The 22,939-nt window shown below is 37.6% G+C and carries 25 protein-coding genes; 8 read left to right on the top strand and 17 right to left on the bottom strand.

Annotation, left to right across the window (positions count from 1 at the left end; genetic code table 11):
* Positions 1–4: 4 nt before the first annotated feature.
* Positions 5–682 (bottom strand): GntR family transcriptional regulator, encoded by a 678-nt coding sequence (locus tag NSS78_RS09065; RefSeq protein ID WP_212046461.1) that lies wholly within the window; start codon positions 680–682, stop codon positions 5–7.
* A gap of 356 nt (positions 683–1,038) precedes the next feature.
* On the opposite strand from NSS78_RS09065, the gene NSS78_RS09070 reads away from it, so the two are divergent.
* The 3 genes from NSS78_RS09070 to uxaC all read left to right on the top strand — a co-directional run bounded on the left by NSS78_RS09070 (position 1,039) and on the right by uxaC (position 4,875).
* Entirely contained in the window at positions 1,039–2,205 is a 1,167-nt protein-coding gene (locus NSS78_RS09070; RefSeq protein ID WP_137054572.1) for a Gfo/Idh/MocA family oxidoreductase, read from the top strand.
* Positions 2,206–2,257: 52 nt separating this feature from the next.
* Positions 2,258–3,355: a Gfo/Idh/MocA family oxidoreductase gene (locus NSS78_RS09075; RefSeq protein WP_137054571.1), complete on the top strand. Its 1,098-nt coding sequence runs from the start codon at positions 2,258–2,260 to the stop codon at positions 3,353–3,355.
* Between the two features lie 83 nt (positions 3,356–3,438).
* Entirely contained in the window at positions 3,439–4,875 is a 1,437-nt protein-coding gene (gene uxaC, locus NSS78_RS09080) for a glucuronate isomerase (protein ID WP_251190479.1), read from the top strand.
* A 459-nt stretch (positions 4,876–5,334) separates the two neighbouring features.
* Here uxaC and NSS78_RS09085 read toward each other — a convergent pair whose 3' ends face one another.
* From NSS78_RS09085 to NSS78_RS09105, 5 genes are all read right to left on the bottom strand, one after another.
* Positions 5,335–6,438: a threonine synthase gene (locus tag NSS78_RS09085; RefSeq protein WP_050944883.1), complete on the bottom strand. Its 1,104-nt coding sequence runs from the start codon at positions 6,436–6,438 to the stop codon at positions 5,335–5,337.
* A gap of 73 nt (positions 6,439–6,511) precedes the next feature.
* Positions 6,512–6,886: a RidA family protein gene (locus NSS78_RS09090; protein ID WP_212046457.1), complete on the bottom strand. Its 375-nt coding sequence runs from the start codon at positions 6,884–6,886 to the stop codon at positions 6,512–6,514.
* 11 nt (positions 6,887–6,897) lie between these two features.
* The gene (locus NSS78_RS09095) at positions 6,898–7,548 is read right to left on the bottom strand and encodes a PAS domain-containing protein (RefSeq protein WP_003211123.1); all 651 of its coding nucleotides are present in this window, start codon (positions 7,546–7,548) and stop codon (positions 6,898–6,900) included.
* A 162-nt stretch (positions 7,549–7,710) separates the two neighbouring features.
* Positions 7,711–8,391, bottom strand: coding sequence for a TetR/AcrR family transcriptional regulator (locus tag NSS78_RS09100; protein WP_189282654.1), 681 nt, complete (start codon positions 8,389–8,391; stop codon positions 7,711–7,713).
* A gap of 42 nt (positions 8,392–8,433) precedes the next feature.
* Entirely contained in the window at positions 8,434–9,603 is a 1,170-nt protein-coding gene (locus tag NSS78_RS09105; protein WP_050944880.1) for an NAD(P)/FAD-dependent oxidoreductase, read from the bottom strand.
* Positions 9,604–9,823: 220 nt separating this feature from the next.
* On the opposite strand from NSS78_RS09105, the gene NSS78_RS09110 reads away from it, so the two are divergent.
* On the top strand, positions 9,824–10,012 hold the full coding sequence (locus tag NSS78_RS09110; protein ID WP_050944879.1) for a hypothetical protein: 189 nt from the start codon (positions 9,824–9,826) through the stop codon (positions 10,010–10,012).
* 73 nt (positions 10,013–10,085) lie between these two features.
* Here the strand turns inward: NSS78_RS09110 and NSS78_RS09115 are convergent, their stop codons facing one another.
* From NSS78_RS09115 to NSS78_RS09125, 3 genes are all read right to left on the bottom strand, one after another.
* Positions 10,086–10,433: a DoxX family protein gene (locus tag NSS78_RS09115; protein WP_050944878.1), complete on the bottom strand. Its 348-nt coding sequence runs from the start codon at positions 10,431–10,433 to the stop codon at positions 10,086–10,088.
* A gap of 91 nt (positions 10,434–10,524) precedes the next feature.
* The gene (locus tag NSS78_RS09120; RefSeq protein ID WP_050944877.1) at positions 10,525–10,950 is read right to left on the bottom strand and encodes a MarR family transcriptional regulator; all 426 of its coding nucleotides are present in this window, start codon (positions 10,948–10,950) and stop codon (positions 10,525–10,527) included.
* Positions 10,951–11,022: 72 nt separating this feature from the next.
* Positions 11,023–11,592 (bottom strand): TetR/AcrR family transcriptional regulator, encoded by a 570-nt coding sequence (locus tag NSS78_RS09125; protein ID WP_050944876.1) that lies wholly within the window; start codon positions 11,590–11,592, stop codon positions 11,023–11,025.
* Between the two features lie 268 nt (positions 11,593–11,860).
* On the opposite strand from NSS78_RS09125, the gene NSS78_RS09130 reads away from it, so the two are divergent.
* Both NSS78_RS09130 and NSS78_RS09135 read left to right on the top strand, forming a co-directional pair.
* Entirely contained in the window at positions 11,861–12,787 is a 927-nt protein-coding gene (locus NSS78_RS09130; protein WP_050944875.1) for a DsbA family protein, read from the top strand.
* 11 nt (positions 12,788–12,798) lie between these two features.
* Positions 12,799–13,116, top strand: a complete 318-nt coding sequence (locus NSS78_RS09135; RefSeq protein ID WP_050944874.1) for a monooxygenase — start codon at positions 12,799–12,801, stop codon at positions 13,114–13,116.
* A gap of 94 nt (positions 13,117–13,210) precedes the next feature.
* Here NSS78_RS09135 and NSS78_RS09140 read toward each other — a convergent pair whose 3' ends face one another.
* Positions 13,211–14,356 (bottom strand): choline esterase, encoded by a 1,146-nt coding sequence (locus tag NSS78_RS09140; protein WP_342468364.1) that lies wholly within the window; start codon positions 14,354–14,356, stop codon positions 13,211–13,213.
* A gap of 168 nt (positions 14,357–14,524) precedes the next feature.
* Between NSS78_RS09140 and NSS78_RS09145 the strand changes: the two genes are divergently transcribed.
* Complete coding sequence (locus NSS78_RS09145; RefSeq protein WP_342468365.1) at positions 14,525–15,292, top strand: pentapeptide repeat-containing protein; 768 nt, start codon at positions 14,525–14,527, stop codon at positions 15,290–15,292.
* A 43-nt stretch (positions 15,293–15,335) separates the two neighbouring features.
* Here NSS78_RS09145 and NSS78_RS09150 read toward each other — a convergent pair whose 3' ends face one another.
* The 7 genes from NSS78_RS09150 to NSS78_RS09180 all read right to left on the bottom strand — a co-directional run bounded on the left by NSS78_RS09150 (position 15,336) and on the right by NSS78_RS09180 (position 22,237).
* A complete protein-coding gene (locus NSS78_RS09150) occupies positions 15,336–15,758 on the bottom strand; it encodes a cytidine deaminase (RefSeq protein ID WP_342468366.1) in 423 nt (140 codons plus the stop codon).
* 45 nt (positions 15,759–15,803) lie between these two features.
* The gene (locus NSS78_RS09155) at positions 15,804–16,151 is read right to left on the bottom strand and encodes a YbeF family protein (RefSeq protein WP_327841031.1); all 348 of its coding nucleotides are present in this window, start codon (positions 16,149–16,151) and stop codon (positions 15,804–15,806) included.
* Between the two features lie 193 nt (positions 16,152–16,344).
* Positions 16,345–17,271 carry an alpha/beta hydrolase gene (locus NSS78_RS09160; RefSeq protein WP_342468367.1) on the bottom strand — a complete coding sequence of 309 codons (927 nt, stop codon included), beginning with the start codon at positions 17,269–17,271 and terminating at the stop codon, positions 16,345–16,347.
* A gap of 18 nt (positions 17,272–17,289) precedes the next feature.
* Positions 17,290–17,700, bottom strand: a complete 411-nt coding sequence (locus NSS78_RS09165; RefSeq protein WP_309217437.1) for a MerR family transcriptional regulator — start codon at positions 17,698–17,700, stop codon at positions 17,290–17,292.
* A 192-nt stretch (positions 17,701–17,892) separates the two neighbouring features.
* A complete protein-coding gene (locus tag NSS78_RS09170) occupies positions 17,893–19,368 on the bottom strand; it encodes a family 1 glycosylhydrolase (RefSeq protein ID WP_106032518.1) in 1,476 nt (491 codons plus the stop codon).
* 14 nt (positions 19,369–19,382) lie between these two features.
* Complete coding sequence (locus NSS78_RS09175) at positions 19,383–21,275, bottom strand: beta-glucoside-specific PTS transporter subunit IIABC (protein ID WP_342468368.1); 1,893 nt, start codon at positions 21,273–21,275, stop codon at positions 19,383–19,385.
* Positions 21,276–21,394: 119 nt separating this feature from the next.
* The gene (locus tag NSS78_RS09180) at positions 21,395–22,237 is read right to left on the bottom strand and encodes a PRD domain-containing protein (protein WP_339162271.1); all 843 of its coding nucleotides are present in this window, start codon (positions 22,235–22,237) and stop codon (positions 21,395–21,397) included.
* Positions 22,238–22,612: 375 nt separating this feature from the next.
* Between NSS78_RS09180 and NSS78_RS09185 the strand changes: the two genes are divergently transcribed.
* The gene (locus NSS78_RS09185; RefSeq protein WP_050944865.1) at positions 22,613–22,921 is read left to right on the top strand and encodes a DUF4870 domain-containing protein; all 309 of its coding nucleotides are present in this window, start codon (positions 22,613–22,615) and stop codon (positions 22,919–22,921) included.
* Positions 22,922–22,939: the final 18 nt, after the last annotated feature.

Genomic DNA, 22,939 nt, shown 5'->3' on the forward strand with positions numbered 1-22,939 from the left:
CCCTTTATTTAAAATAATTTGGATATTCTTTCTTCAATAATTCTTTATCAACAAGTGCAATTTTCAAATGCTCTTCCATGATTTTTTCAGCTTTATTAGCATCTTGATCTTGTATAGATTTGAAGATATTTACATGTTGAGAAAAAATATTATCCCAATTATAATCTGTTACTAGCCTTAACATGCGACTCCTATTAAAGTGTACATTCATCTGTTGAATAACTAACCATGTTTTTTCTTTTTTACACCGTTTGAAAATAGTTCTATGAAACTCCTCATCTAATTCAAACATTTTTTTATAGTCTTTTTTCTTAACGCAAATTTTTTGCATACTTAAATTCATATCTAAATCAATAATCAACTCTTCAGAAAATTCCTGACAGGCTAGTCTAATAACTGCCTTCTCGAGATGTTCTCGCATAAACCGTGCTTCCTCCACAAGGTTCAAATCAATTAAAGAAACAAATGTACCTCGTTGAGGATAGATACTTAATAATCCTTCTTGAGATAATTTTAAAAAGCTTTCTCTTACAGGAGTTCGACTAACATTAAATTGAACTGATATTTCTTTTTCAGAAATATTTGTCCCAGGTGGAAGCTTCAGGCTTAATATTTGATCTTTTAGCATATTGTAAACTTGTTCCCTCGTAGAGAGGTTTTGGTTTTTCAAATCAATATTCATTATTCTAATCCCCTTTCTCTAACATACTACCATACAAGTGCATTAGAATGGTAGATATTAATTTGATTTTTCTGAATGCTTGTACTGTGAGCATTTATAACTCTTGATGATTCCAACTATGTAAGCCATTATTAATAATAAAAGTGTGGGATATTAAAAAGAAAATTCAAAAAACTATACAAAATTCAAAAAGATTGAGTTATAATGTTTTTGATCTACCATACTAGTATAACTAGAATATTCATAAAACTAACGGTACTCTGATCTATCAGTTAGGTGAATCATTAAGTTTTTTGAAAGCGCTATCTCATTATTGGAAGTGAAAATTAATCTTCTTGCAGAAGGGAAAGATTTATATGTCCAACATCGCAATTATAGGAACTGGATCTATTGCAACTGCCCATATCGAAGCTTATCTTGCAATGCCTGAAATTAGTAAAATTGTAGCTTTAGCTGATATTTATCCTGAAAAAGCAATGTCTGCAGCAACAAAATATAACCTAGAAGCACGAGTTGTCGCTAACTACCAAGAGTTATTGAATGATCCTACTATTGATGCCGTTTCCATTTGTACACCTCCTTATATGCACGCAGCCATTGCCATTGATTTTCTTAAAGCAGGCAAACATGTCTTAGTAGAAAAACCTATGGCTTCCTCTCTAAAAGAATGTGACGAAATGATAAAAGCATCTATTGAAAGCCAGAAGCTTTTGTCCGTTGTTGCTCAAAACAGATTTATGACTCCCATTATGAGATTAAAACATGTCCTTGATCAAAACCTAATTGGAAAAATCGCTCATACTCAAGTCGATTCTTTTTGGTGGCGTGGTCATAGTTATTATGATTTATGGTGGCGCGGTACATGGGAAAAAGAAGGTGGAGGTTGTACACTTAATCATGCTGTCCATCATATTGATATGCTGCAATGGATGTTAGGATTGCCGACTGACATTTTTGCAGCAACTAGTAATACCTTGCATGATAATGCAGAGGTTGAAGACCTTTCTATTGCTGTACTTCGTTATGGAAATGGCAGCTTAGCACAAGTAACCAGTTCTGTGGTTCATCATGGAGAAGAACAACAACTGATTTTTCAAGGTGAAAAAGCTAGAGTATCTGTCCCATGGAAAGTAAATGCTCAAATAGCTAAAGAAAATGGGTTTCCTCAAGAGAAAAATGATGAGGATTTAGAAAATCGTATTCAGGAAGCTTTTCATCAATATCCGGAATTACTATTTGAAGGACATAAAGGACAAATAAATAATTTTTTAATGGCTATCAAGGGTAACCAGAAGCTGCTAATTGATGGAACAGAAGGAAGAAAAACACTAGAACTTATTACAGCCATCTATAAATCGGCTAACCTAGGTGTTCATGTGAAGCTTCCCCTTTTAGCAGACGATCCTTTTTATACACGTGAAGGAATGCTCGCGAACGTTAAGCATTTTTATGAAAAACAAAGCAGTGTAGAAAATTTTTCAGACGATACGATAACCGTTGGAGGAAATTACGAGGAAATATGAGTTTAACGTTATTAAGTTATAAGTATTAAAACTAGCTTGAGGAGGAACAATCATGCAGAAAAGTGATGGAATGAATTATGCTCCTAAGGGAAAAAGTGCCCCTGTCGTTACAGAAGGACAATTCGTAATGGCAGCTATAGGTCTTGATCATGGACACATCTATGCAATGTGCAATGGATTAACTGAGGCTGGGGCTACATTAAAATGGGTTTATGATCATGATCAGAAAAAAGTACAAGAATTTTGTAAAGCATATCCGGAGGTACAGATAGCCAAAAGTGAGAAAGAAATTCTCGAAGATCCAGATGTAAGGCTCGTGGCAGGCGCAGCCATTACATCTAAACGCTGTGATTTAGGGCTGCGTGTTTTAGATCATGGTAAGCATTACTTTACGGATAAATCCCCTTTTACAACGTTAGAACAATTGGAGCTTGCTCGTAAAAAAACAGCTGAAACGGGACTTAAATGGGCTGTTTATTATAGTGAACGTTTGCACGTAGAGAGTGCCGTATTTGCTGGTCAATTGATTGAACAAGGAGCAATTGGCAAAGTGGTACAAGTTCTTGGAACTGGCCCACATCGTAGTAACGTAGAAAGCAGACCAAGCTGGTTTTTTGAAAAAGAATATTATGGAGGTATTCTATGTGATATTGGTAGTCACCAAATTGAACAATTCCTCTTCTATTCTGGCGCAAAAGATGCAAAAGTTGTACATAGTAAAGTGGGCAATTATAAACATCTTCAATATCCAGAATTAGAAGACTTTGGCGATGCTACGTTGATTGCTGATAATGGGGCTACAAACTACTTTAGAGTAGACTGGCTGACACCTGATGGCCTTAGCACTTGGGGGGATGGGCGCACATTCATTCTCGGAACAGATGGGTATATTGAAATTCGCAAATACGTAGACATAGCAAGGGATAAAACAGGAGACCATTTATACTTAGTAAATCAACATACAGAGCAACATTTTTCTCTAAATGGAGAAGTAGGATTCCCTTACTTTGGTGAACTTATTTTAGATTGTTTAAACGATACTGAAAATGCTATGACTCAAGAACATACTTTTAAAGCTGCAGAACTATGCTTAATTGCACAACGAGACGCAATCTACGTAAATACGGAGTTTGAATTAAGTAAGATCTAAAAAAGTGAGGTGTTATTTTTGTTAATAACACCTTATTTCATTTAAAGGATAAAGAAACGATAAAATGTATAGAGGTGACTATATTGTCTACATTCCTAAGCGAAGATATGATGCTTAATCACGAAAGTTCAAAAGTTCTTTATCATGATTACGCGAAAAATATGCCAATCTATGATTTTCATACGCATTTAATGGCTGATGAAATTGCTACTAACAAAAAATATGAAAATATGACTGACATTTGGCTTAATGGAGATCACTATAAATGGAGGGCTATGCGATGGTTAGGCGTAGAAGAAAAATTCATCACGGGGAATGCAAGTGACAAGGAAAAATTCTTAGCTTGGGCCCAAACTGTTCCATATACAATAGGAAACCCTCTTTATCATTGGTCACATTTAGAATTAAGTCGTTATTTCAATATAAATGAGTTGTTCTCAGAAAAAAATGCACATAAAGTTTGGGATATCTGTAATGAGAGATTAAATGAAAGTAACATGTCCACAAATGGAATTTTAGAAAAATTTAATGTAAAAGTTGTGTGTACTACTGATGATCCAATCGATACTTTAGAATTTCATCAAATCATACGTAAAGATGTAGGAATTACAACTAGGGTCCTCCCTACATTTAGACCGGATCATGCTTTAAATATTGAACAATCAAATTTTGTGAATTATATAGAAAAATTAGGTGAATCAATCAACGGCGTTGTTTTAACATATGAAAATTTTATCGCTTCATTACATTCACGAATTGATTATTTTCACGCGAATGGATGCAGAATTTCTGATCATGGTTTTGAAATATTTCCATTTTCACCAGCTACTGAACAAGAAGTGTCTTCTATATTTGTACGTGCTCTGCAAGGAAAAACATTATCCCTAGAGGATATCAATAAATTTAAAACAAACACTCTTATTCACCTGAGTAAAAAATATCATTCTCTTAATTGGACCATGCAATTACACATAGGTGCTTTAAGGAATAATAACACACGAATGTTCAAGTTAACGGGAAAAGATAGTGGGTACGACTCTATGTCTGACTTCCACCTAGCAAGACATTTAAATGGTTTTTTGAATGAATTAGACAAAGATAATCTTTTACCTAAAACAATTATCTATAATTTAAATCCCGTTCATAATGCGATTGTGGCCTCTACTATAGGGAATTTTCAGTCTTCTGATGCCAGAGCAAAAATTCAATTTGGGTCCGGATGGTGGTTTAATGATCAAAAAGACGGCATGCTAGATCAAATGAAAACATTATCTAATATAGGTTTGCTTAGCACTTTCGTAGGTATGCTTACAGACTCAAGAAGCTTTTTGTCGTTCCCTCGCCATGAATATTTCAGAAGAATTTTATGTAATTTATTTGGGACTTGGATAGAAAATGGTGAGCTTCCAAGGGATTACGAATTTATAGGAAAAATAGTCAAAGATATTTGTTATAACAATGCCGTGAATTATTTTAACATTGAAATAAATGAGACAGTACCAATAAAAACGAATTATTAATACAGTAAGATATAAATTTTCTTTCCGAATAAAAAGCTCGAAAAAGAGTTTTCTCCTATAGAGAAAAGCTTTTTTTGACGAGCTTTTTCTAATCAATATCGGAAACTTATACGTTGTCTGAAAAGTCACCGAAATTTTCATCAAACTGCTGAAGATAAACTACCTCTTCATTCTTTAACAATCTGGTAGCTAAGTTTAAATTTATAATTGCATGTGATTCAGGACCATCTGCTGCTGAAAATAAGAAACACCGTTTGAGCTCTGTACCATATTTTAACTTTAAATTGAATGTAACAGCTTATTCTCTTTATCTTGTATCTTCCGATCATCTAAATTCATGCCAATACCAGCTGCTAACCTTTTTCTAAAATCATGGAAGTCTCTGTATGACCAATGTGCTTCGCAATGAGTAAAATCCAATCCTATGAAATATTCCTCCGTATTCTAGTCATTATCGGGTTATTTTGATTTAATCCCTGCACCACAAAGAGGTATGACAATGGTTTCTTCTGGTTCCTTTTGATATTTCATGTAGCCAGCAAAATTGACTGCAGATGTCACTTCGACATAAAATCCTTTTTCACTCAGTTTAGATCGTGCATTTAAGATCTCATCTTCTTCAATATCAATAAATGTACCATTCGTATCTAGTACAGCTTCTAAAATTTGTTTGGAGCGCGCCGGGGCAGCAATGGCGATCCCTTCTGCTAAGGTCCCTTTATTCGTCACAGGTGCTGCTGATTTTTCTTCATTTTGATAAGCTTTCACAAGGGGTGCACAGTTTTTCGCTTGTACTGCAACGATTTTCGGTATGTTATGAATGAGACCATTTTCAAATAACTCTTTAAAACCATAATACGCACCTAGGAGGAGAGTACCATTTCCAACCGGAATGATTAAAGCATCAGGTGCTCCTTTTAGTTGCTCATAGATTTCATAGGCGTATGTTTTTGTTCCTTCAAAAAAATAAGGGTTATAGACATGGCTTGCATAAAAAACGTCTTCGTCGTCTACTGCTTTTTGGGCTGCGGCTGCAATATCCTCTCGAGTACCACGAATTTCTTTAATCGTTGCTCCATGGGCTTTTATTTGAGCGACCTTTTTAGGAGAAGTGTCATCGCTTAGATAGATGTCACAGGCAATCTCGCAGCGTGCTGCATAAGCTGCAATCGCCGTTCCTGCATTCCCACTACTATCAGCAATCACTTTTGATACCCCGAGTTCCTTAGCCTTTGTCATCAAAACAGCGGCTCCTCGGTCTTTAAAGGATAAGGTCGGCATCATATAATCAACTTTGACATAGGTGTTTGGCTCATTAGGATCTAGAACGATTAAAGGGGTTTGACCCTCCCCCATTGTGACAGTTTCCCAAGTCTTAGAATCTTTTGAAAATGGCATGGTTTCAACATAACGCCATAATGAGTTTGGATAGTGATCCCAAGCTGCGATATCTATGTTCGGGGTATCTTTCACCAGGTTTAATACTCCATCACAATCACATCTCCATAGAGTTGGTGTCATCTCATACTTTTTCCCGCAATGGTTACAAATCAATTGATTCATCAATCATCAACCCCTTCAAATATTTTTTTATACGAAATATAATTTTTTATATAGAGTAGGCAAAAAAAAGATCTTAAATATATGCAATGGCATCAATTTCAATTTTGAAACCAAAATGTAATTCATTCGTTGGTACAATAGTACGTGCTGGTTTATGTTCACCAAAAAAGTCAGTATAAACCGCATCAACTTTGTCCCATAAGTGAATATCCGAAATGTATAATGTCATGCGCAAAATCTTCTCTTTGTTACTTCCAGCAGCCACTACAATCATCTCTACATTCTTAAGCGCTTGTAATGTCTCTTCTTCAATGGGGCCGAACTCTTTTTCTCTCGTTTCGGGATTGATGGCAAATTGTCCTGAAACATAGACCGTGTTTTGATGAATGGTTGCGAATGCATAGTGTCCGTTTGATTTTAGATTTCCTACCTCGAGTATGCTTTCCATTTTGACTCTCCTTACCTCGATTTATTTTTGATTTCATCCAAATAGCTATAGACGGTTACTTTGGAAATGCCTAACATAGAAGCGACCTTCTCAACAGATCCTTTCATTAAAAAAATGCCCTTTTCATCCATGAATTTAATTAGCTCAATTTTTTCATGACGTTTCATGACTGGATGAACACTGTTTTGAATGATTTGTTGAATCAATTGATCTACTATTTCTTCCACATTTTCAAGATCATCATTTGATGTTGTTTCTTTCTCTGGAGCTTCCACTTGTGTAGAAAGAAAAGTATCCATAAATTGCTGCATTTGATTTAGGGCTTCAACATCAAAGTTGATACAGAAAGCACCAATCACTTTTTGCTTTGAATCACGTATTAATGAAGTCGAAGAACGAATCGTACGCTTATCTTCTGTAACAAATGTATAGCCAGCCAGATAATCTTCTTTAAAATCTTCTGATTGTAATACAGTCTTTACTAGATGATCAAATGATTGGCCGATTTGTCTTCCTGTCACATGGTTATTTACTGTAAACATGACAGATGCTTGAGGGTTCGTTAAATCATGAATCACCACTTCACAATTTGGTCCAAACATTTTTGCTGTAGATTTTGCTAAAGGAATATAACTCTCTAATAAATTTTTAATATGTTCCATGCCTAAGCACCTCATTTTTTTATTCCACTAGATTATATAATTTTTTATATATAAAAACAATATATAGATTTATTTATATATCATGATGCTCACAAGATCATAAATGTGAAAATCACCATATAAAAAAAGCAGCCATTGACTGCTTTTTGCTTGTGCTCCTTTCTAATTGATTTCTTTCTGGATTCCATACAAAATGACGTCAATTCCCCACCTGAACCGTTCCATTGATACGGTATCACCTGCAAACATTTCTTCTTTTACACTATGAATGAAAGGAAAACGCGTTTTGTCTGCATCATGAAATGTTTTTTTAATGTCTGAAATCTGCGAAGAGTCATGTTTCTTCCAAGAGACCTTTTCGTAAGCTACCGAAGATACGTATAACAGCAATAGGTCTACTCCCCATGCAGCGGATGTAGATTTGATCCCGCCTTCATGCAATGCAGTGAGAATACGTTCGGTCAACTGAAGAAAGTTCGTTCCTTGTGGAATGGTGGAAAGAGAAATTTCAGCGAGACCAGGTTTTTCGAATAGCAGTAGGAAATAAGTATGCAATATGTCAAATAACTGTTCTTTCCATGTGCCATTCTCTGAATCTGGGTAAACCATTTGGCCGAGACCATAATCCAATACGTAAGCACTGAGTTCTTGAAAATTGTTCACGTAGACATACAAGGATGCAGGTCCCGTATCCAATGCTTTAGCCACCTTACGCATACTCATGCCCTCTATCCCTTGCTCCTTAAGAAGCTCATAGGCCGTTTTCACAATGAGCTCACGGCTTAAGGGCTCTTTAGCCGGCCGAGACCGGCGACTTATAATACGACGATTTGAATTGTTCATACTCTCTTTATAACATGTCAAAGTAAAATAGTAAATTGAGCATCAATCACCGTTTTCTTGAAAAGAATTCATCATATCTGCAAGCTTGACCGCAGCGTCTTTTGAAAAACACAGTTTTAAACTATTCTCCGATTCATGTGCCTTTTCCGATGAATATTCGTACATCATGTCTTCGTATTCCTCAATGGCCTTTTCAATATCATGAGGATGTCGGACAATAGCAAGTGCTAGCTCCCTTGCATCAAACATCGCCATGTTTACACCCTCGCCTGCGAATGGTGACATGACATGAGCTGCATCACCGATAAGCGTTACTCCTTTATGACGATTCCATTTAAAACCGGTAGGAAGCGTATAAATCCGTCTTGGAATGATGGCATCTTCTGCATAACGAATATACTTTTTCAGCTGATCATCCCAATCACTAAATAACTCTAATAATTGTTCTTTTGCTTCTTTCGCTTGATGAAACGGTATACCACAAGTCTCGATCCAGCTGCGTTCTACCATAAGGCTTGCATACACTTTGATTCGTCCATCTCCGTTCAACTGCCCAATTATCCCTTTGTGATCAGCTAAAGCAAACATCTTACCACGTTTATTAAATTCAGCTAAATCAGGGTGGTTCGCCTCTACGCTTAGGACATTCAATTCCAGCATCGTGAGCCCAGAGTATTCAATCTCAATATCTGTTAACAGAGGACGCACACGAGAAAATGCACCATCAGCCCCAATCAAAAGATCAACTGTCTCGACAACCCCGTTTTCAAAATGAAGCTCCGTCATGCCGTTTTCTAATGAAACGCATCTTTCTAGTTTATATCCATATTTGATGTTTGCAGCATCAATTTGATCTAACAGCAGTTCGCACAACACACCACGATCAATTTCTGGACGAGTGCCTTTTTGATCTGATTCCGTTTCTTCATCTAAATAAATTCTTCCTGATTTATCAAGTAATCGGAAATCTTCTCCTTCATAACGGGCATTCCTTTGAAATTTCTCATAAACTCCTGCTTCTTTTAATGCTTTTTGGCCTGTTTCTTCGTGAATATCCAGTGAGCCTCCTCGTTCAAGACTCTTGTCATGCATCTCCCGTTCGTAGATGGTTGTTTGTATACCGTAATTCTGCAGAATTAAGGCGAGTGTTAGCCCCCCAGGTCCTCCTCCAATAATAGCGATTTGCTTTTGGTTCTTAGATAATGCCGTCATCGTATGCATCTCCTCTTCTTTTATGGAAATCGTTTAAAACTACATCTCATTTATATTATAACGAACATTGTTCGTAAAGAACAGTGTTCGTTTGAAATTTGTTTGTTTCACGATTGTGTTTTAATGAAAAGAAACCACTCGCCCGCCATCATATGATACACTCCATCTAGGAATATTAAAGGTTTTCATTGTTCAAATTCTGAGTGTAAGAGGTGTTTCTATGAATAAATTATTGGCAATGTTGATATTAGGATTGGGCTTTAGTGGTGCCGCGCTCATTCTTTCTGTCCCTTTGTTATTCAAATCCAAATTAGAACAATCTGGGCTGATGTTTGCTGCTGGATCAGCAGGCGCTTTCGCAGTTTTTGCTGTCTCATGCCTAGTTCTTCGAAAACGATTCAATCGCTAAAAAACCTAAACACAATCTATCATTGGAACAATGGAGATGTGTTTAGGTTATTGTGACTCACCTTAATATGAACTTAAAGAATGTGGTATAAGCTGACCCCAATACTAAGAGAGAATAAAACAAGTGCAGGAATTGCTTTTTTAAAGGGATCTTTGGCCAATACGATCAGAGTAAATGCAGCTGCCAGCATCGTGCCTCCTAACAATAAGCCTGATAATAATGCTAATGTTGGCATCCATATGCCGGCTAGCATTCCAGCAGCGCCTATTAGCTCAAGAGCGCCCGTTAAAACATTGAAAAATGCGGGTAAACCAAATCGTTTGAACTCTTCTGCCATTTTCCCTGATATGATTTTCGTTCCTGTGAGGAAAAAGAAAACGGCCAATACAATTTGTAGAATAAGAATAAAAATAGTGATCACATCTTTCTAAGTTATTTGACCAAATGGTGTCATTTATATGTCATAGCATATATCGTACAAAAATAGAGGTTGTTCCTACTTTACAGATTTATCAAGATGAATAGTGTGAATGAAATAATTTGTTTAAAAGTAATTTTAATTGTTGAATCTCTTCATCGCTTAATTGATTTGTCACAGTTCGATGTGCATCCATGACGACAGGAAGAATCGCCTTTTTGATCTCGTCCCCTTTTTCTGTTAAAAACAGGTGATGTGATCGCCGGTCTTGTTCATTATAGCTTTTTTTGACAAGCCCTTTTCGTTCCATTGACTGGATCATTCTTACGACAGTGGTTTGATTTTTATCAATGCCTTCTGCCAATTCCTTTTGAGTCGAGCCTTTTTCACGGCTAAGAATACTAATAATGCTCCACTGTTCTGGTGTAACTCCGTACGGCTTTAACCTATTCGTAAAATAATTCGTCATTTTCACATCAGTGCGATGAACGAGATAACCTATTAAATCATGTAACTTCATGTAAACACCCTCTACCAATTTTATATGCTATAGCATTTATATTAGTGGAGCGGTTAAACATTGTCAAATTGTCTACATGCTATGCTTAAAATCAATTCCTGACATGATATACGGCAATGCTGATTTGATAAATTCTTCTGAAGAAATGTGCGAACTATTCTTTCTCCACTCAACAGAAGCTCCGTGAATTCCCCAGCTTAAAAAAACAGCCGTGACCTTCAACACTTGCTTTTCGACATTTGTATATTGATTCACTAACAATTGATAAAAAATAATTTCAAGCTGTTCTCGAACAATCGGAGCAAGTTCAGTTTCATATTCTACTTGGCAGCGGTTATGCAGAGATTGTTGAAAACTGGCTAGCGCTTTAAAGATATTCATCATTGTATCTTCATCAAGTTTACTATTATTAAAATTGATACTTTCTAAATTAATCGACAATACTTCAGAGAGTGTTTTATCCAATAAATCGTATTTATCCTCAAAATGATAATAAAACGTCGCTCGGTTAATCATGGCTTCTGCTGTCACATCTTTCACCGTAATATCCTTAAATTCCTTTTTCGATGAAAGCTTGATGAAAGACTCCATGACTAATTTGCGCGTTCTTAATACGCGCGGATCTGTCTTTGGCTGCGTCATCTTCTTCCTCCTTCTTTTTAAACACATGCTTGAATCTGTTGGATAAACAACAAATTGAAGAAATTATTGGTGTTGATCTCACTCATTCTGTCTTAAGATTCAATTGTAAAGCAAATGATTGATTCAAACAACTTATAGGAAATGACGTTTCCTGCAAAATTAAGGAGGAAAAATAATGATGAAAATGAGGTTGTATCTTGGTCTACTGCCTTAAAAACCATTAGAACTTAATGAACATAGATAATGAAAAAGAAAAGAGGAAAACAACTTGAAAAACAATGACATGTTTTGTGATTTAGAAACTGGTGTATGCGGTGTAGGTGAAGAAGAAGATATCCAGGTCATTGACTTTCACCAACCTAAAAAATCCATTACGCTCTACTATGTAACAGATCCGATTTGTTCTCATTGCTGGGCAATTGAACCTGTCCTGCGTCGTTTTAAAGAGCAATATGGACATTATTTTCATTTCCAGACTGTGCTTGGTGGACTGCTAGAGAAATGGCATGACGGTCCAATTGATCCCGCAAACGGAATTTATAAGCCTGCTGATGTCGCGGGTCACTGGAGAGAAGTCGGAGAGCATTCTCGCATGCCAATTGATGGGTCCTTAATGATTGACAATCCTGTTCAATCCTCCTACCCGTCCTCTCGCGTGTTCAAAGTGATTCAAAAACATCACGGTGATGAACAAGCCTATACGTTTTTACGCCGTGCAAGAGAAGCACTATTTGCATTCAATCAAAATATATCTGATATTACGGTTTTGATTGATATCGTCAACAACCTTGGACTGAACGGAGATGTTATTTTACATGAAGCGGAGCTCCTTAGCGGACAAGACTTATTAAATCAAGATTTTGCTCTTGTTCGAGACCTCGGTGCAAGAGGTTTTCCGACCATCATCTTCGTCAACGAAGAAAATAAAGGAGTTAAAATCACGGGTGGTCGACCGTTAGACGTCTATGTTGATGGATTAAAGAAAGCTTTAAACACTGTAGAGATTCAACCGAAGAAGCTCCCAGCTGTTTCTGCCTTACTCGAAAAAGAAAAACTTCTATTCTCTAAAGAGATTGCAGTAATGTACGATATTGACCAATCGGATGTGCGGGCATTTATGGAGAAAGAACTTTCACAAAAACCGTTTCAAATGAAAGAAGTTCTAGGGGAACAGTATTTCACAACATCAACATAAGGAGAATGGCGATGGCTTACGTATTACAAGTAGATTTTAAGATGAATGTCCCTTTTGGGGATGAAATGGCAAAAGAGTTTTCTGATTTAGCGAGAAGTATTAATCAAGAGGACGGGTTCATCTGGAAGATATGGACGGAGAATTCTGAGGAAAATGAGGCTGGCGGGATTTATTTATTCGAAACAAAAGAAGCAGCTGAAACATATCTCGATATGCATTCTAAAAGAATCACTAGCTTTGGCATAACAGACATCAACGCGAAAATCTTTGACATTAACTCTGAGCTGACTCATATCACAAAAGGCCCATTAAAAACGCATAAAGATTGACAAACGAAAAAAGAGCAGTTGTTGGCTGCTCTTTTTGCTTATGAATTAAATAAGATATTCAACTTTAAGACTGCTATCAGTAGCTTCCCCTATCTCACTTGTTACTGGTTTTCTTGATTAAGTCTACACCTTCATATGACAGATTTTCCACACGTACAGCCTTTTGCAGGATATAATGATCAAAAAAGGTCTTCGTATAGTCCGTCACAAGATTTCGCATCTCTAATGCCTCCCTCGTGCCTCTGAGCTCTTCATCTACACCGCTAAACACGATGTCACAGTAATCTAAATGTGCAGCACCATCAACAGAGAAATAATAGGTTTCCATGCTGTTGTTAGCACCAATGATCGCATTCATATAATAATTCGGTTCAGAAAACAGGAGCAAAAAGGGTTTATTGAGGTCGCTGTCGAGAAGGCCGAATGCACCACTATCTAAGCCAACCCCGCAGACAAACCGGTCGTCATCCCGGCAAACAATAGCCGCTGTAGGCCCGCCATAAGAATGCCCTGCGATGCCCATGCCGATGCCGAGCAGCAGTCTGTTACGAAAGATAGACTTCCATTCTCCAGAGTCTAGTTTGTGAAGATAATCGGCTACGTACCTTACATCTTCTGCCTGTTGTTCACTATATCTTGTTAACTTGTTAATGGTTGGCAAGGTAAGGACGTTACGGCACATCTCAATAGCCGTTTCATCGTCAGGCCGCATTTTCATCTTACTAGCCAGCGCCATCATCTCTGGATCTTCAGAAAACGTCATTATGACATCCGAAAAATCCTTTGAGACATTCACCAGCTTCCCATCTTTCCGTTTATACATGGTGCTATCCTGATGACCGATACTGACGACAACATACCCTTGGCTTGCCATGTCTGTACAGATGGCTGTCCCCCATTCTGGTGAACCACCCCCGCCGCAAACATAGAATACCACTGGATAGCGCTTTTCCTTCCCGGAAAGAGCAAGATCGTCATAACAATGAGTCTTGATATCGGTAGAGAAGAAGTTTATTTCCTTCAAATATTCAGTGACAAGTGGCTGCTCATGAAGCATCTCGTAGACTTCAGGAAACATGTACGTTGATGCAGTCTTCCCTTCGCTGCTATCGGACGGATAGTACACAAACGCGGTCAATTCTCTTTTTGAGTGATCTGATGCCGTATACTCAAAATCCATCTGGGTGCGTCCGGCAGTATAGCCGCCAATTGGTTCTGGGAATATGTCATACCTTTTCATTCTTTTATGCCCCTTTCATCTTGAAAATGGATATCTGTTCTTTGCTGGGTGAGTATCGTTTTGTGATATAATCTTGAGTCAAAGACAAGCGCCAAGAGAAATGGAATGAACTTGTTGAATGGAAATCATGATTGTAAAAAATTTTGAAGAAATGATAGGGTGATAGCGATGAGAAGACTTGAGTCTGGTATATCAATAGACAACGAATCATTTTCTGATATTGCCAGGTATGAACACGAAACAATCAGCAGAACGACAATCATCAACTCAAATGTTCGTTCTCCTATTTTTTGGAGCTGTCACCTGGATCATCTTGTATTTGATACGTGTGATCTCACGAATGCAAGATTTTTTGCCGGTAGTACGATTGATCATTGTACTTTTAGTCGTTCCGACTTGCGTTCTGTGGGCATTGGCAAAAACGAAGCTGTCTTCACCCATTGCGTATTTTCTTCTTGCGATATGAGGGGAATTACCTTGGAGAATGCTACGTTTATCGATTGCATTTTCTCTAAATGTAGATTCAATGACCGCGTTTTACAGGTAGCGAATATCGTCAATTGTACCTTTGCTGGTAAGCTAATAGATATAACGTTTGAGGGAAATGGCAAACAAAAGCTGATCGCCGATTTTGAAAACTGCACCCTAGACGGTGTTCGTTTTACAGGCTGTGACCTGTCGGCATGTATTCCGCCAGCATCCAAAAACCATCTCTATGTTGAAAAGGTATCTGCACGAGTGAAAATGGCTTTGGAGAAGGTAAATGATGACCCTGCTCTTTCTGACGATGAACGGAAAATACTAGCGCGTAGTCTGCGAAAGCTTGAGCATATGGAACAGTATATTTTTAACATGAATCATATGGAGAAAATATATGGGGTTGCTTTTGTTGAGCGATTTTTCAGTCATCTTGGATGCAGTAAGGATCACACTTGATGTTTTCTGCATCCATCCTCCTACTGTATATCTATGGGGCACATCAGCTTCGAGTATATTTGAGCGGTATGAGTTCTTCGATTTTCACCTTGACCAGCTCCCCAGCCATCTCGATGATGACAAAACATGCTGGTCCGAAGTCTGAAATGAGCTCTCGGCAGATGCCGCAAGGGCTTACTACTCTAATTTTTCTATCTTCTTCATCTGAATAGGGATGTCTCACTGCCACAATTGTATCAAAATCCTTATGTCCATTCGATAAAGCACTGCCAATCGCAATGGCTTCTGCACAAACAGTTACCCGTCCGATATAGGCTTCTATATGGACAGCCGACATTATTTCTCCTGTTTTCATGCGGATCGCTGCCCCTACATGGTGTTTATCATCTTCATAAAGACTGATAATCTTCTTTTTTGCTTCGTCTATTAATTCAAGATCTTCTTGGTATAAATCAAAAGTTTCCAACGTGTTCTCCTTCCCCTTCCATGCTCGTATCTATTATACCAAACATTAGGTAATGAACTGTTTGCCCGAAGATGAGTGGAAACAAAAATAAAGCTTATGTTTGCAGGCATAAGCTTCTTTATGCTTTTTATAGCGTTGAATCATAAATTGGATGATTTTTGTGATGAGAGAGGTACACATGCATAGAAAAGTCATTGCGACGACCCAATACATATTCGACAAATCGAACCCCGTATAGGCAAAGATAAAAACGGTTGAAGCTGCAAATGTGATCACTAGAACGACGTAGACCCGCTTAAAGATGAAATAGCCGACAATCCCCCATATCAAAGATAACAAAGGCAATGTAAACAAGATCAGAGCCATAGGTTGAAGAAAGGAAACAATCATCATTCACTCTCCTTTACTAGCCGTCATTTATTTAAATCCAATGAAGAAGCGAACAATCATTATATTAATGGGAAATACGATCGTTGTAAACAAAAATTGGAATTTAAGGAAGTGGAATCTGTAGTGAATGGATATTGTGATTATATTTAAAAAGACTGCTTAAAAGGAAGCAGTCTTTTTGGTGTGAACGGAATCCCTAACGATTGATCACCTGAATGATTTTCTCCTGAGCATCTTGTGCCTCAGGGATTGGCATGACAACAAATACATGAAGCATTTCAGGATAAACAAAGGTTTTTATGTCAATTCCTTGTTCTGTTAGTTTTTCATCGAGCTTTATGGCATCTGGATATAACATATCATGTGTTCCAATGAAATGAGTAATCTTCGCAAGTCCTTTGAAGTCACCGTAAATGGGACTGATCATTGGGTCAGTTACATGTTGATCAGCTATCCAAATCTTTGCAATGGCTTCCATTCCTTCATAACCTAGAATCGGGTCCTTTTTTGCATATTCAAACATGAGAGGATTGCTTAAGCTCATGTCGACACATGCAGATAATAAAATAATATCCTTCGGCTGTGGCAGATTCTCCTTCTTTAAAAGGTGCGCCAGACCAAGTGAGATGTTTCCACCAGCTGAATCTCCCATAATCGTCAATTGATTGGCACTTCCGGCAGTTTTCAGAAGGTCTTTATATAGGTTAAGAATTTTCGGATACGTATCCTGATAGCTATAATGAGGCACTTTTGGATAAATAGGAGCGACCACTTTCGCACCTAGTGATTGCGCCATTTTATCCATGAACCACCAGTGGACATTCAAAGGCTGATTTGTCCATGCACCGCCATGTAGATAGAGAATGACTTTTTGATTTTGTGATGCTTGTTCATTTAATGTGAAAACTTGCATGCCTTCGAATGTTTGCTCTTGTACCTCACTCATTAACTTCACATCATCTCCAATGGCATAAGGCTGCGTATTTTCAATTCCTTTTTGCTCAAGAAATTTTTTTGTGTGCTCGATACTAGAAAAACTCTCTTTATTACTTTGCGAAGCGAATAATGTTTCAAATTGAATACTTTCTTCAGAACGTTCACCATGATAAATTTCTACACTCATTTTTTTCTCTCCTTTCACTCAATATGATGATTGATCATCCTCATTTGGTACACGAAATGATTCCAGGTAGACTTGTACTTTTTTTTCAGGAGTTTTTAATAAGTTAGATAAAAGGTCTTGAATGAGACGAAGGCTTTTGATTTTCCTTTCAATTTCTTCATGTTTAAGATGGACAATTTTTCTTAGCGTATCAAGTTCTATGTCTTGACTTAGCATGTCCATGATTTCAGCTATTTCCTTTAATGAATAACCCAATGTTTTCGCATCTTTGATCAATTGAATCTTCAAAACATAGTCTTCTGTATAGAATCTGTAACCGTTTGAACGTCGTCTTGGAGCAGGTAATATGTTGTGCTCTTCATAGTAACGAATTGCGGCAGGACTTATTCCTGTTTTTTTGGCAAGTTCTCCTCTAGTCATCAACTCCATCGTTACTCCTTTGTCATTATTTTGTCTTACTATATATATATTATAAAGGTTGAACTATACTTCAAGGTCAAGGTGAAACATTTATTGGCTTGCTATGACATGATTTGGGTTTCTTTTCGGTAAACAAATAAAACACCATCGCACCCGGCAAATAAAGGCGGGCGCAATGATGTTTTCATCATTCAATCTGGATTATGATAAATCTTCTCCATTTGTTGCAATCACATTTTTGTACCAGTAGAAGGAATCTTTTCGGTAACGATTTAATGTACCATTCCCTCTATCGTCTTGATCTACATAGATCAAACCATAGCGTTTACTCATTTGAGAAGTTCCGCAGCTAATTAAGTCGATGCATCCCCAAGGCGTATACCCCATTAAGTCGACACCTTCTTTGACTGCTTCTTTCATTTGTTCAATATGTTGTTTTAAATAATCAATTCGATAATCGTCGTGTATTTCTCCGTCTGGTGTCAATGTATCTCTTGCGCCAAGTCCATTTTCACAAACAAATAAAGGCTTTTGGTATCTGTCATACAGCTTGATTAATGAAATGCGGAGTCCCATCGGATCAATTGGCCAATCCCATTGTGATAGCTCCAAATGCTCATTTTTGATTGGACTATCAAATGTACCCGCTAGCTCAGCCGCATCTTCTCGCGCTTCTGCAACGTGGGACATATAGTAGCTGATTGCCACAAAATCAACAATGCCCTCTTTCAAAATTTGTTCATCCTGCTCTTTGATATCCAGCTTGATGTCGTTGTCTGCAAAGTATTTTACCATGTATGTTGGATATTCTCCTCTAGCTTGAACATCTGGATAGAACATATTCAATTGGTTCGATTTTACCGCTTGCAGCTGGTCCTCTGGCTTTGTTGTTTTTGCATAGGCTTCAATTTGGTTAATCATACAGCCAATTTGTGCATGAGGAATGATTTCTTTTGCTGCCTTCACTGTGAGAGCGCTGGCGATAAATTGATGATGTGACGCTTGATACGCAGCCTGTAATTTATGGTCTACTAGGTCCTCTAAAATTCCAGCACCGGTGTAAAGGCTGTTGAGGTTCATATTCATTTCATTGAATGTAATCCAATACTTCACTTTATCTTTATATCTTTCTAAAATGGCGCGGGCATATTTTTCAAACAACGGCACAAGCTCTCTACTCATCCAGCCATTATATTTCTCTGTTAAAGTAATCGGCATTTCATAGTGAGACATCGTGACTAACGGTTCAATTCCATATTTCGCACATTCATCAAATACTTGATCATAAAAAGCCAATCCTTCTTCGTTCGGCTTTTCCTCTAAACCAGTTGGGAAGATTCTTGCCCATGATATAGACAAGCGAAACACTTTAAAGCCCATTTCTGCAAATAGTGCAATATCCTCTTCATATCGATGGTAAAAATCGATTCCGCGTCTTTTCGGGAAATCAAATTCATCAGGTTGTTCCTTGTATCTTTTTAATTCAGCTGAACTAACATCGAAAGTAAAGTTGTTCACTTTTCCTTTTTCATAAGGATCTTTATATGCAGCAAAGTCTGACGTCGATAAGCCCTTGCCACCTTCTAAGTACGCGCCTTCTATTTGATTGGCAGCAGTTGCGCCACCCCATAAAAAATCATCTGAAAATCCTTTTTTTACATTCTTCATTTCAATCATCCCTTCTCTTTATATTAGTGAATAAGCATTAAGAGCTTATTTTGACCTGCGGTGACATGAGCGTCACCTGTATGAATCACATCAAGGTATTGCGTTGAATTTGTGACGATAATAGGTGTCACTACATCTAAATGGTTTGATTGAATTCCTTCTATATCAAACGATAATAAATGATCCCCGGTCTTCATCTCATCACCCTCTTTTACTAGTACATCAAAGAATTGGCCATTTAGGCTGACGGTATCAATCCCCACGTGGATCAATAATTCAATTCCATCATCTGAAACGAGTCCGATGGCATGTTTAGTAGGCGTAACAGTCACTACTTTTCCTGAGAACGGTGCTTGTACCACCCCCTTATCAGGCAAAATTGCGACTCCCTTCCCCATCATTTCACTTGAGAACACTGAATCATTCACTTCAGATAAAGGAATGACTTTTCCACTCATAGGTGCTTGAACTTCGAATGGGCTTGTTTGCTTAGACATTTGTTGATTCTCTGTACTCACAGTGTGATTTGGCTTTTCTGCTGCTTGCTCGTGAACGGCTGTGACAGACTCCTTAAATCCAAGGAAAATGGTGACGAGAAGTGACACGATGAAGCTCAAGGCGATTCCAATCAGAGCCAGCTGGAAATTATTCGTCCCTTTCATAATGTAAGTGGGCAGTGAGGTGATGCCTGGAATCGAAAAGGCTGTCGTTTTAACTGAAAATAAACCGTAAAAACATCCACCGACTGCGCCGCCAATTAATGAAGCATAAAAAGGTTTTTTTAGTCTAAGTGTGACTCCATAAATGGCTGGTTCTGTGATACCGAAGAAACTAGGAAGCAATGTTGAAAGTGCTAAAGACCTTGTTTCTACCCGCTTGGTGCGGATGATGACACCTAACACAGCGCCTGCTTGTGCCATATTCGCAATGAAATTCATCGGAAGCAGCATGATATCGTAACCCACTTTTTCAAAGCTGGCTAACGTGCTTGGGAAGAATGCGTAATGCATCCCAGTTAACACAATGAGTGGCATCAAGCCGCCCATTAATAAACCGGCAATCGGACCAGCGAAATTGAACAAAGAAGTGAAAAAGATTTCTAAATACTGCCCGGAAACGTTTCCAATAGGAGCTATAAAAGCCAGTGTAAGAGGAGCCGTGATCATCAGGCTCAGTACTGGTGTAAATACGATACTTAAGGATTTAGGGATCGCTTTTGTTATCCACTTATCGACAAAGCTTAGTAATAGCACACCTAAAATAATTGGTAATACGGAAGATGTGTAATTATTTAGTGGAATACTTAACCCTAAAAAGCTTAACGGGTCTGCTCCTTTTGTTGCACCTTCGATCATCGTTGGATATAGTAAAATTCCTGCTAATGCGAGCGCGAGAGATTCTCTTGTTTTAAACTTCTTCGCTGCCGAATAAGCAATGAGGAAAGGTAAAAAGTAAAAGACAGCATTTGAAAAGATTTGAAGCACTTGATAGGTAGCGCTTGTTTCCGTCAGCCAGCCTAAGCTAACAAGCAGTGCCATGATCCCTTTGATCAGTCCACTACCAACAATCGCTGGCAAAATAGGTGTGAAAATCCCGCTGATCACATCGAATACGACTTCAATTGGATTCATCTTTGACGTGTTTTTAACAGGAGCAGATTCATTGCTGCTATGACCAACCAGATGATCAATTTCCTCATAGACCTCTGCTACCTTTGCTCCAATAATGACTTGGAATTGTCCACTTTGAAATTGTGCACCTAAAACCCCATCTAATGTTTTCAGCTCATCTACTTTTACTTGGCTTTCATCGTTGAGATTAAATCTTAGTCTCGTGATACAATGCCAACTTTGAGATATATTTTCGGTTCCACCGATTAAATTCACAATTTCTTGAGCCAATTCTTTGTTTTCCATGCCTTCACCCCTTCATTTTCACAAAAAAAACCTAAACAAAATCCGCCATGAGAAAAGATCATTCTTCTTCATGGAGATTTGTTTAGGTTAATGCTTTTTCATAACACGCCTAAAAGAAATCAATTATTTTTTTGGTGTTCCTTTGTGATTCTTTCAATATGGATGACTAAAAAAACAAGTTCGTCTTCTGTCACTTTCCAATTGAATTCTCGTTTTAACATTTCTTTGATAATCAATCCGCAGGCATAACTCTTCATATAACGATCCTGAATTAATTCTTTTAACGAGTCATCCATCTGTTGCGGCGGGTGATTGGTTTCCTGCCTCACAATAAAATATCTCAAGTGTGTGATAAACCTCGAATAATTAATGGATGATTTATCCAATATCATCTCGAAAATATTTTGAATAATTTTGACGATTTCCTTGGTGAGGTGAGTCATTTTAATGGTGTCTCCCATAGACTGACCATCTATTTGAGCGTTTACAAAATGCAGGGCAATGAGTGAAGCTTCAGTATCTTCAAAAGAAATGCCCATCATTTTTTGAATAATTGCCAGTGCTTTTTTCCCGATTTGATATTCTTGAAAATAGAGATGTGGAATTTCCCACACAATGGGGTTTTCATACGCCATTTTTTCTTCGTGCCTTTGAATAGCAAAGGTAAGATGATCGGATAGCGAAAAGAGCACGCTGGAACCTAACTTCTTATTCAACATCTCTTCGCCCACACGAATGATTTTTTCAGTTAATAAAAGGATATCAGTTGGGATAGCGGCAAGTTGAGATTCTAATGGAGACGTCTGATCAGAATAAAATGTCTTACTGACAGCGCTCTCATCAAGAGTATCACCTTTCTTCTTTTTAAAACCTATTCCTGTTCCAAAAACAACGACTTCATTTTGAGCATCTGTTAGAGCTAATACGATATTATTATTTAAAACTTTAACGACGGTGAACATCCTCATCCCACCTTACCTAAAATGCTAAAAAAAGCATAAAAAAACACCAAAATCTCAGCAAACAACGTACAAAATGTACAAACTGTTTACCTGACTTGGTGGTGCCTGATCATATCAGTGACACTCCTGCATCGGTTACGACTTTATTTTAAACAGAGGGATGACCAAAGTCAACTATTTTTTCTGAAAAAATAGATTGAAATACCTATAATCATTTTATCTTTCATTGATCATTTTACGGTTTAACATTTTTAAGGTTGCTGTAAGGTTCGGATTAATACAAGTTAAGGTTGAGGTTGTACAATGGGGTTGTAAGGAAGTGAGGGATGAGTCAAATTGTCCCCTCTTCTAAATCAATTATAGAGGTGAAAAGGTTTGAGAGAAAATAAAATTTTGTCTTCATTATGTTACTTCAGTATCTTTTTTGCACCGTTTCTGTTTCCAATTATCGTCTATTTCTTAGGAAAGGACGAAGTGAAATATCATGCGAAAAAATCGCTTTGGACGCATTTAATTCCTTATTTGATTTTTGGCATCGGTATTGCCGGTTCAGGGTTACTTGGCATGAACGATATCAGTCATGCTGGTCCGTTCTTAATTGCAACGTATGCTGTGACATTCCTTGTCGCGATCTACTTCTTCATTTGGAACATTGTGAAAGGCATTAAAGTGTTTTCAGAATAATAGTTGAAAAAAACGGTT

Origin of the sequence: Bacillus sp. FSL W8-0920 (assembly GCF_038593215.1) — a bacterium.
GTDB classification, from domain to species: Bacteria; Bacillota; Bacilli; order Bacillales; family Bacillaceae; genus Bacillus; species Bacillus pumilus.

What these genes read in the sequence shown, in the direction of transcription:
- NSS78_RS09070 (WP_137054572.1), top strand. Translation starts at nt 1,039, where the DNA reads ATGTCCAACATCGCAATTATAGGAACTGGATCTATTGCAACTGCCCAT.
- NSS78_RS09160 (WP_342468367.1), bottom strand. Translation starts at nt 17,271, where the DNA reads ATGAGTGTAGAAATTTATCATGGTGAACGTTCTGAAGAAAGTATTCAA.
- NSS78_RS09170 (WP_106032518.1), bottom strand. Translation starts at nt 19,368, where the DNA reads ATGATTGAAATGAAGAATGTAAAAAAAGGATTTTCAGATGATTTTTTA.
- NSS78_RS09110 (WP_050944879.1), top strand. Translation starts at nt 9,824, where the DNA reads ATGAATAAATTATTGGCAATGTTGATATTAGGATTGGGCTTTAGTGGT.
- NSS78_RS09120 (WP_050944877.1), bottom strand. Translation starts at nt 10,950, where the DNA reads ATGAAGTTACATGATTTAATAGGTTATCTCGTTCATCGCACTGATGTG.
- NSS78_RS09165 (WP_309217437.1), bottom strand. Translation starts at nt 17,700, where the DNA reads ATGGAGTTGATGACTAGAGGAGAACTTGCCAAAAAAACAGGAATAAGT.
- NSS78_RS09135 (WP_050944874.1), top strand. Translation starts at nt 12,799, where the DNA reads ATGGCTTACGTATTACAAGTAGATTTTAAGATGAATGTCCCTTTTGGG.
- NSS78_RS09140 (WP_342468364.1), bottom strand. Translation starts at nt 14,356, where the DNA reads ATGAAAAGGTATGACATATTCCCAGAACCAATTGGCGGCTATACTGCC.
- NSS78_RS09175 (WP_342468368.1), bottom strand. Translation starts at nt 21,275, where the DNA reads ATGGAAAACAAAGAATTGGCTCAAGAAATTGTGAATTTAATCGGTGGA.
- NSS78_RS09105 (WP_050944880.1), bottom strand. Translation starts at nt 9,603, where the DNA reads ATGACGGCATTATCTAAGAACCAAAAGCAAATCGCTATTATTGGAGGA.
- NSS78_RS09090 (WP_212046457.1), bottom strand. Translation starts at nt 6,886, where the DNA reads ATGGAAAGCATACTCGAGGTAGGAAATCTAAAATCAAACGGACACTAT.
- NSS78_RS09155 (WP_327841031.1), bottom strand. Translation starts at nt 16,151, where the DNA reads ATGATGATTGTTTCCTTTCTTCAACCTATGGCTCTGATCTTGTTTACA.
- NSS78_RS09100 (WP_189282654.1), bottom strand. Translation starts at nt 8,391, where the DNA reads ATGAACAATTCAAATCGTCGTATTATAAGTCGCCGGTCTCGGCCGGCT.
- NSS78_RS09095 (WP_003211123.1), bottom strand. Translation starts at nt 7,548, where the DNA reads ATGGAACATATTAAAAATTTATTAGAGAGTTATATTCCTTTAGCAAAA.
- NSS78_RS09145 (WP_342468365.1), top strand. Translation starts at nt 14,525, where the DNA reads ATGAGAAGACTTGAGTCTGGTATATCAATAGACAACGAATCATTTTCT.
- NSS78_RS09125 (WP_050944876.1), bottom strand. Translation starts at nt 11,592, where the DNA reads ATGACGCAGCCAAAGACAGATCCGCGCGTATTAAGAACGCGCAAATTA.
- NSS78_RS09085 (WP_050944883.1), bottom strand. Translation starts at nt 6,438, where the DNA reads ATGAATCAATTGATTTGTAACCATTGCGGGAAAAAGTATGAGATGACA.
- NSS78_RS09180 (WP_339162271.1), bottom strand. Translation starts at nt 22,237, where the DNA reads ATGTTCACCGTCGTTAAAGTTTTAAATAATAATATCGTATTAGCTCTA.
- NSS78_RS09075 (WP_137054571.1), top strand. Translation starts at nt 2,258, where the DNA reads ATGCAGAAAAGTGATGGAATGAATTATGCTCCTAAGGGAAAAAGTGCC.
- NSS78_RS09065 (WP_212046461.1), bottom strand. Translation starts at nt 682, where the DNA reads ATGAATATTGATTTGAAAAACCAAAACCTCTCTACGAGGGAACAAGTT.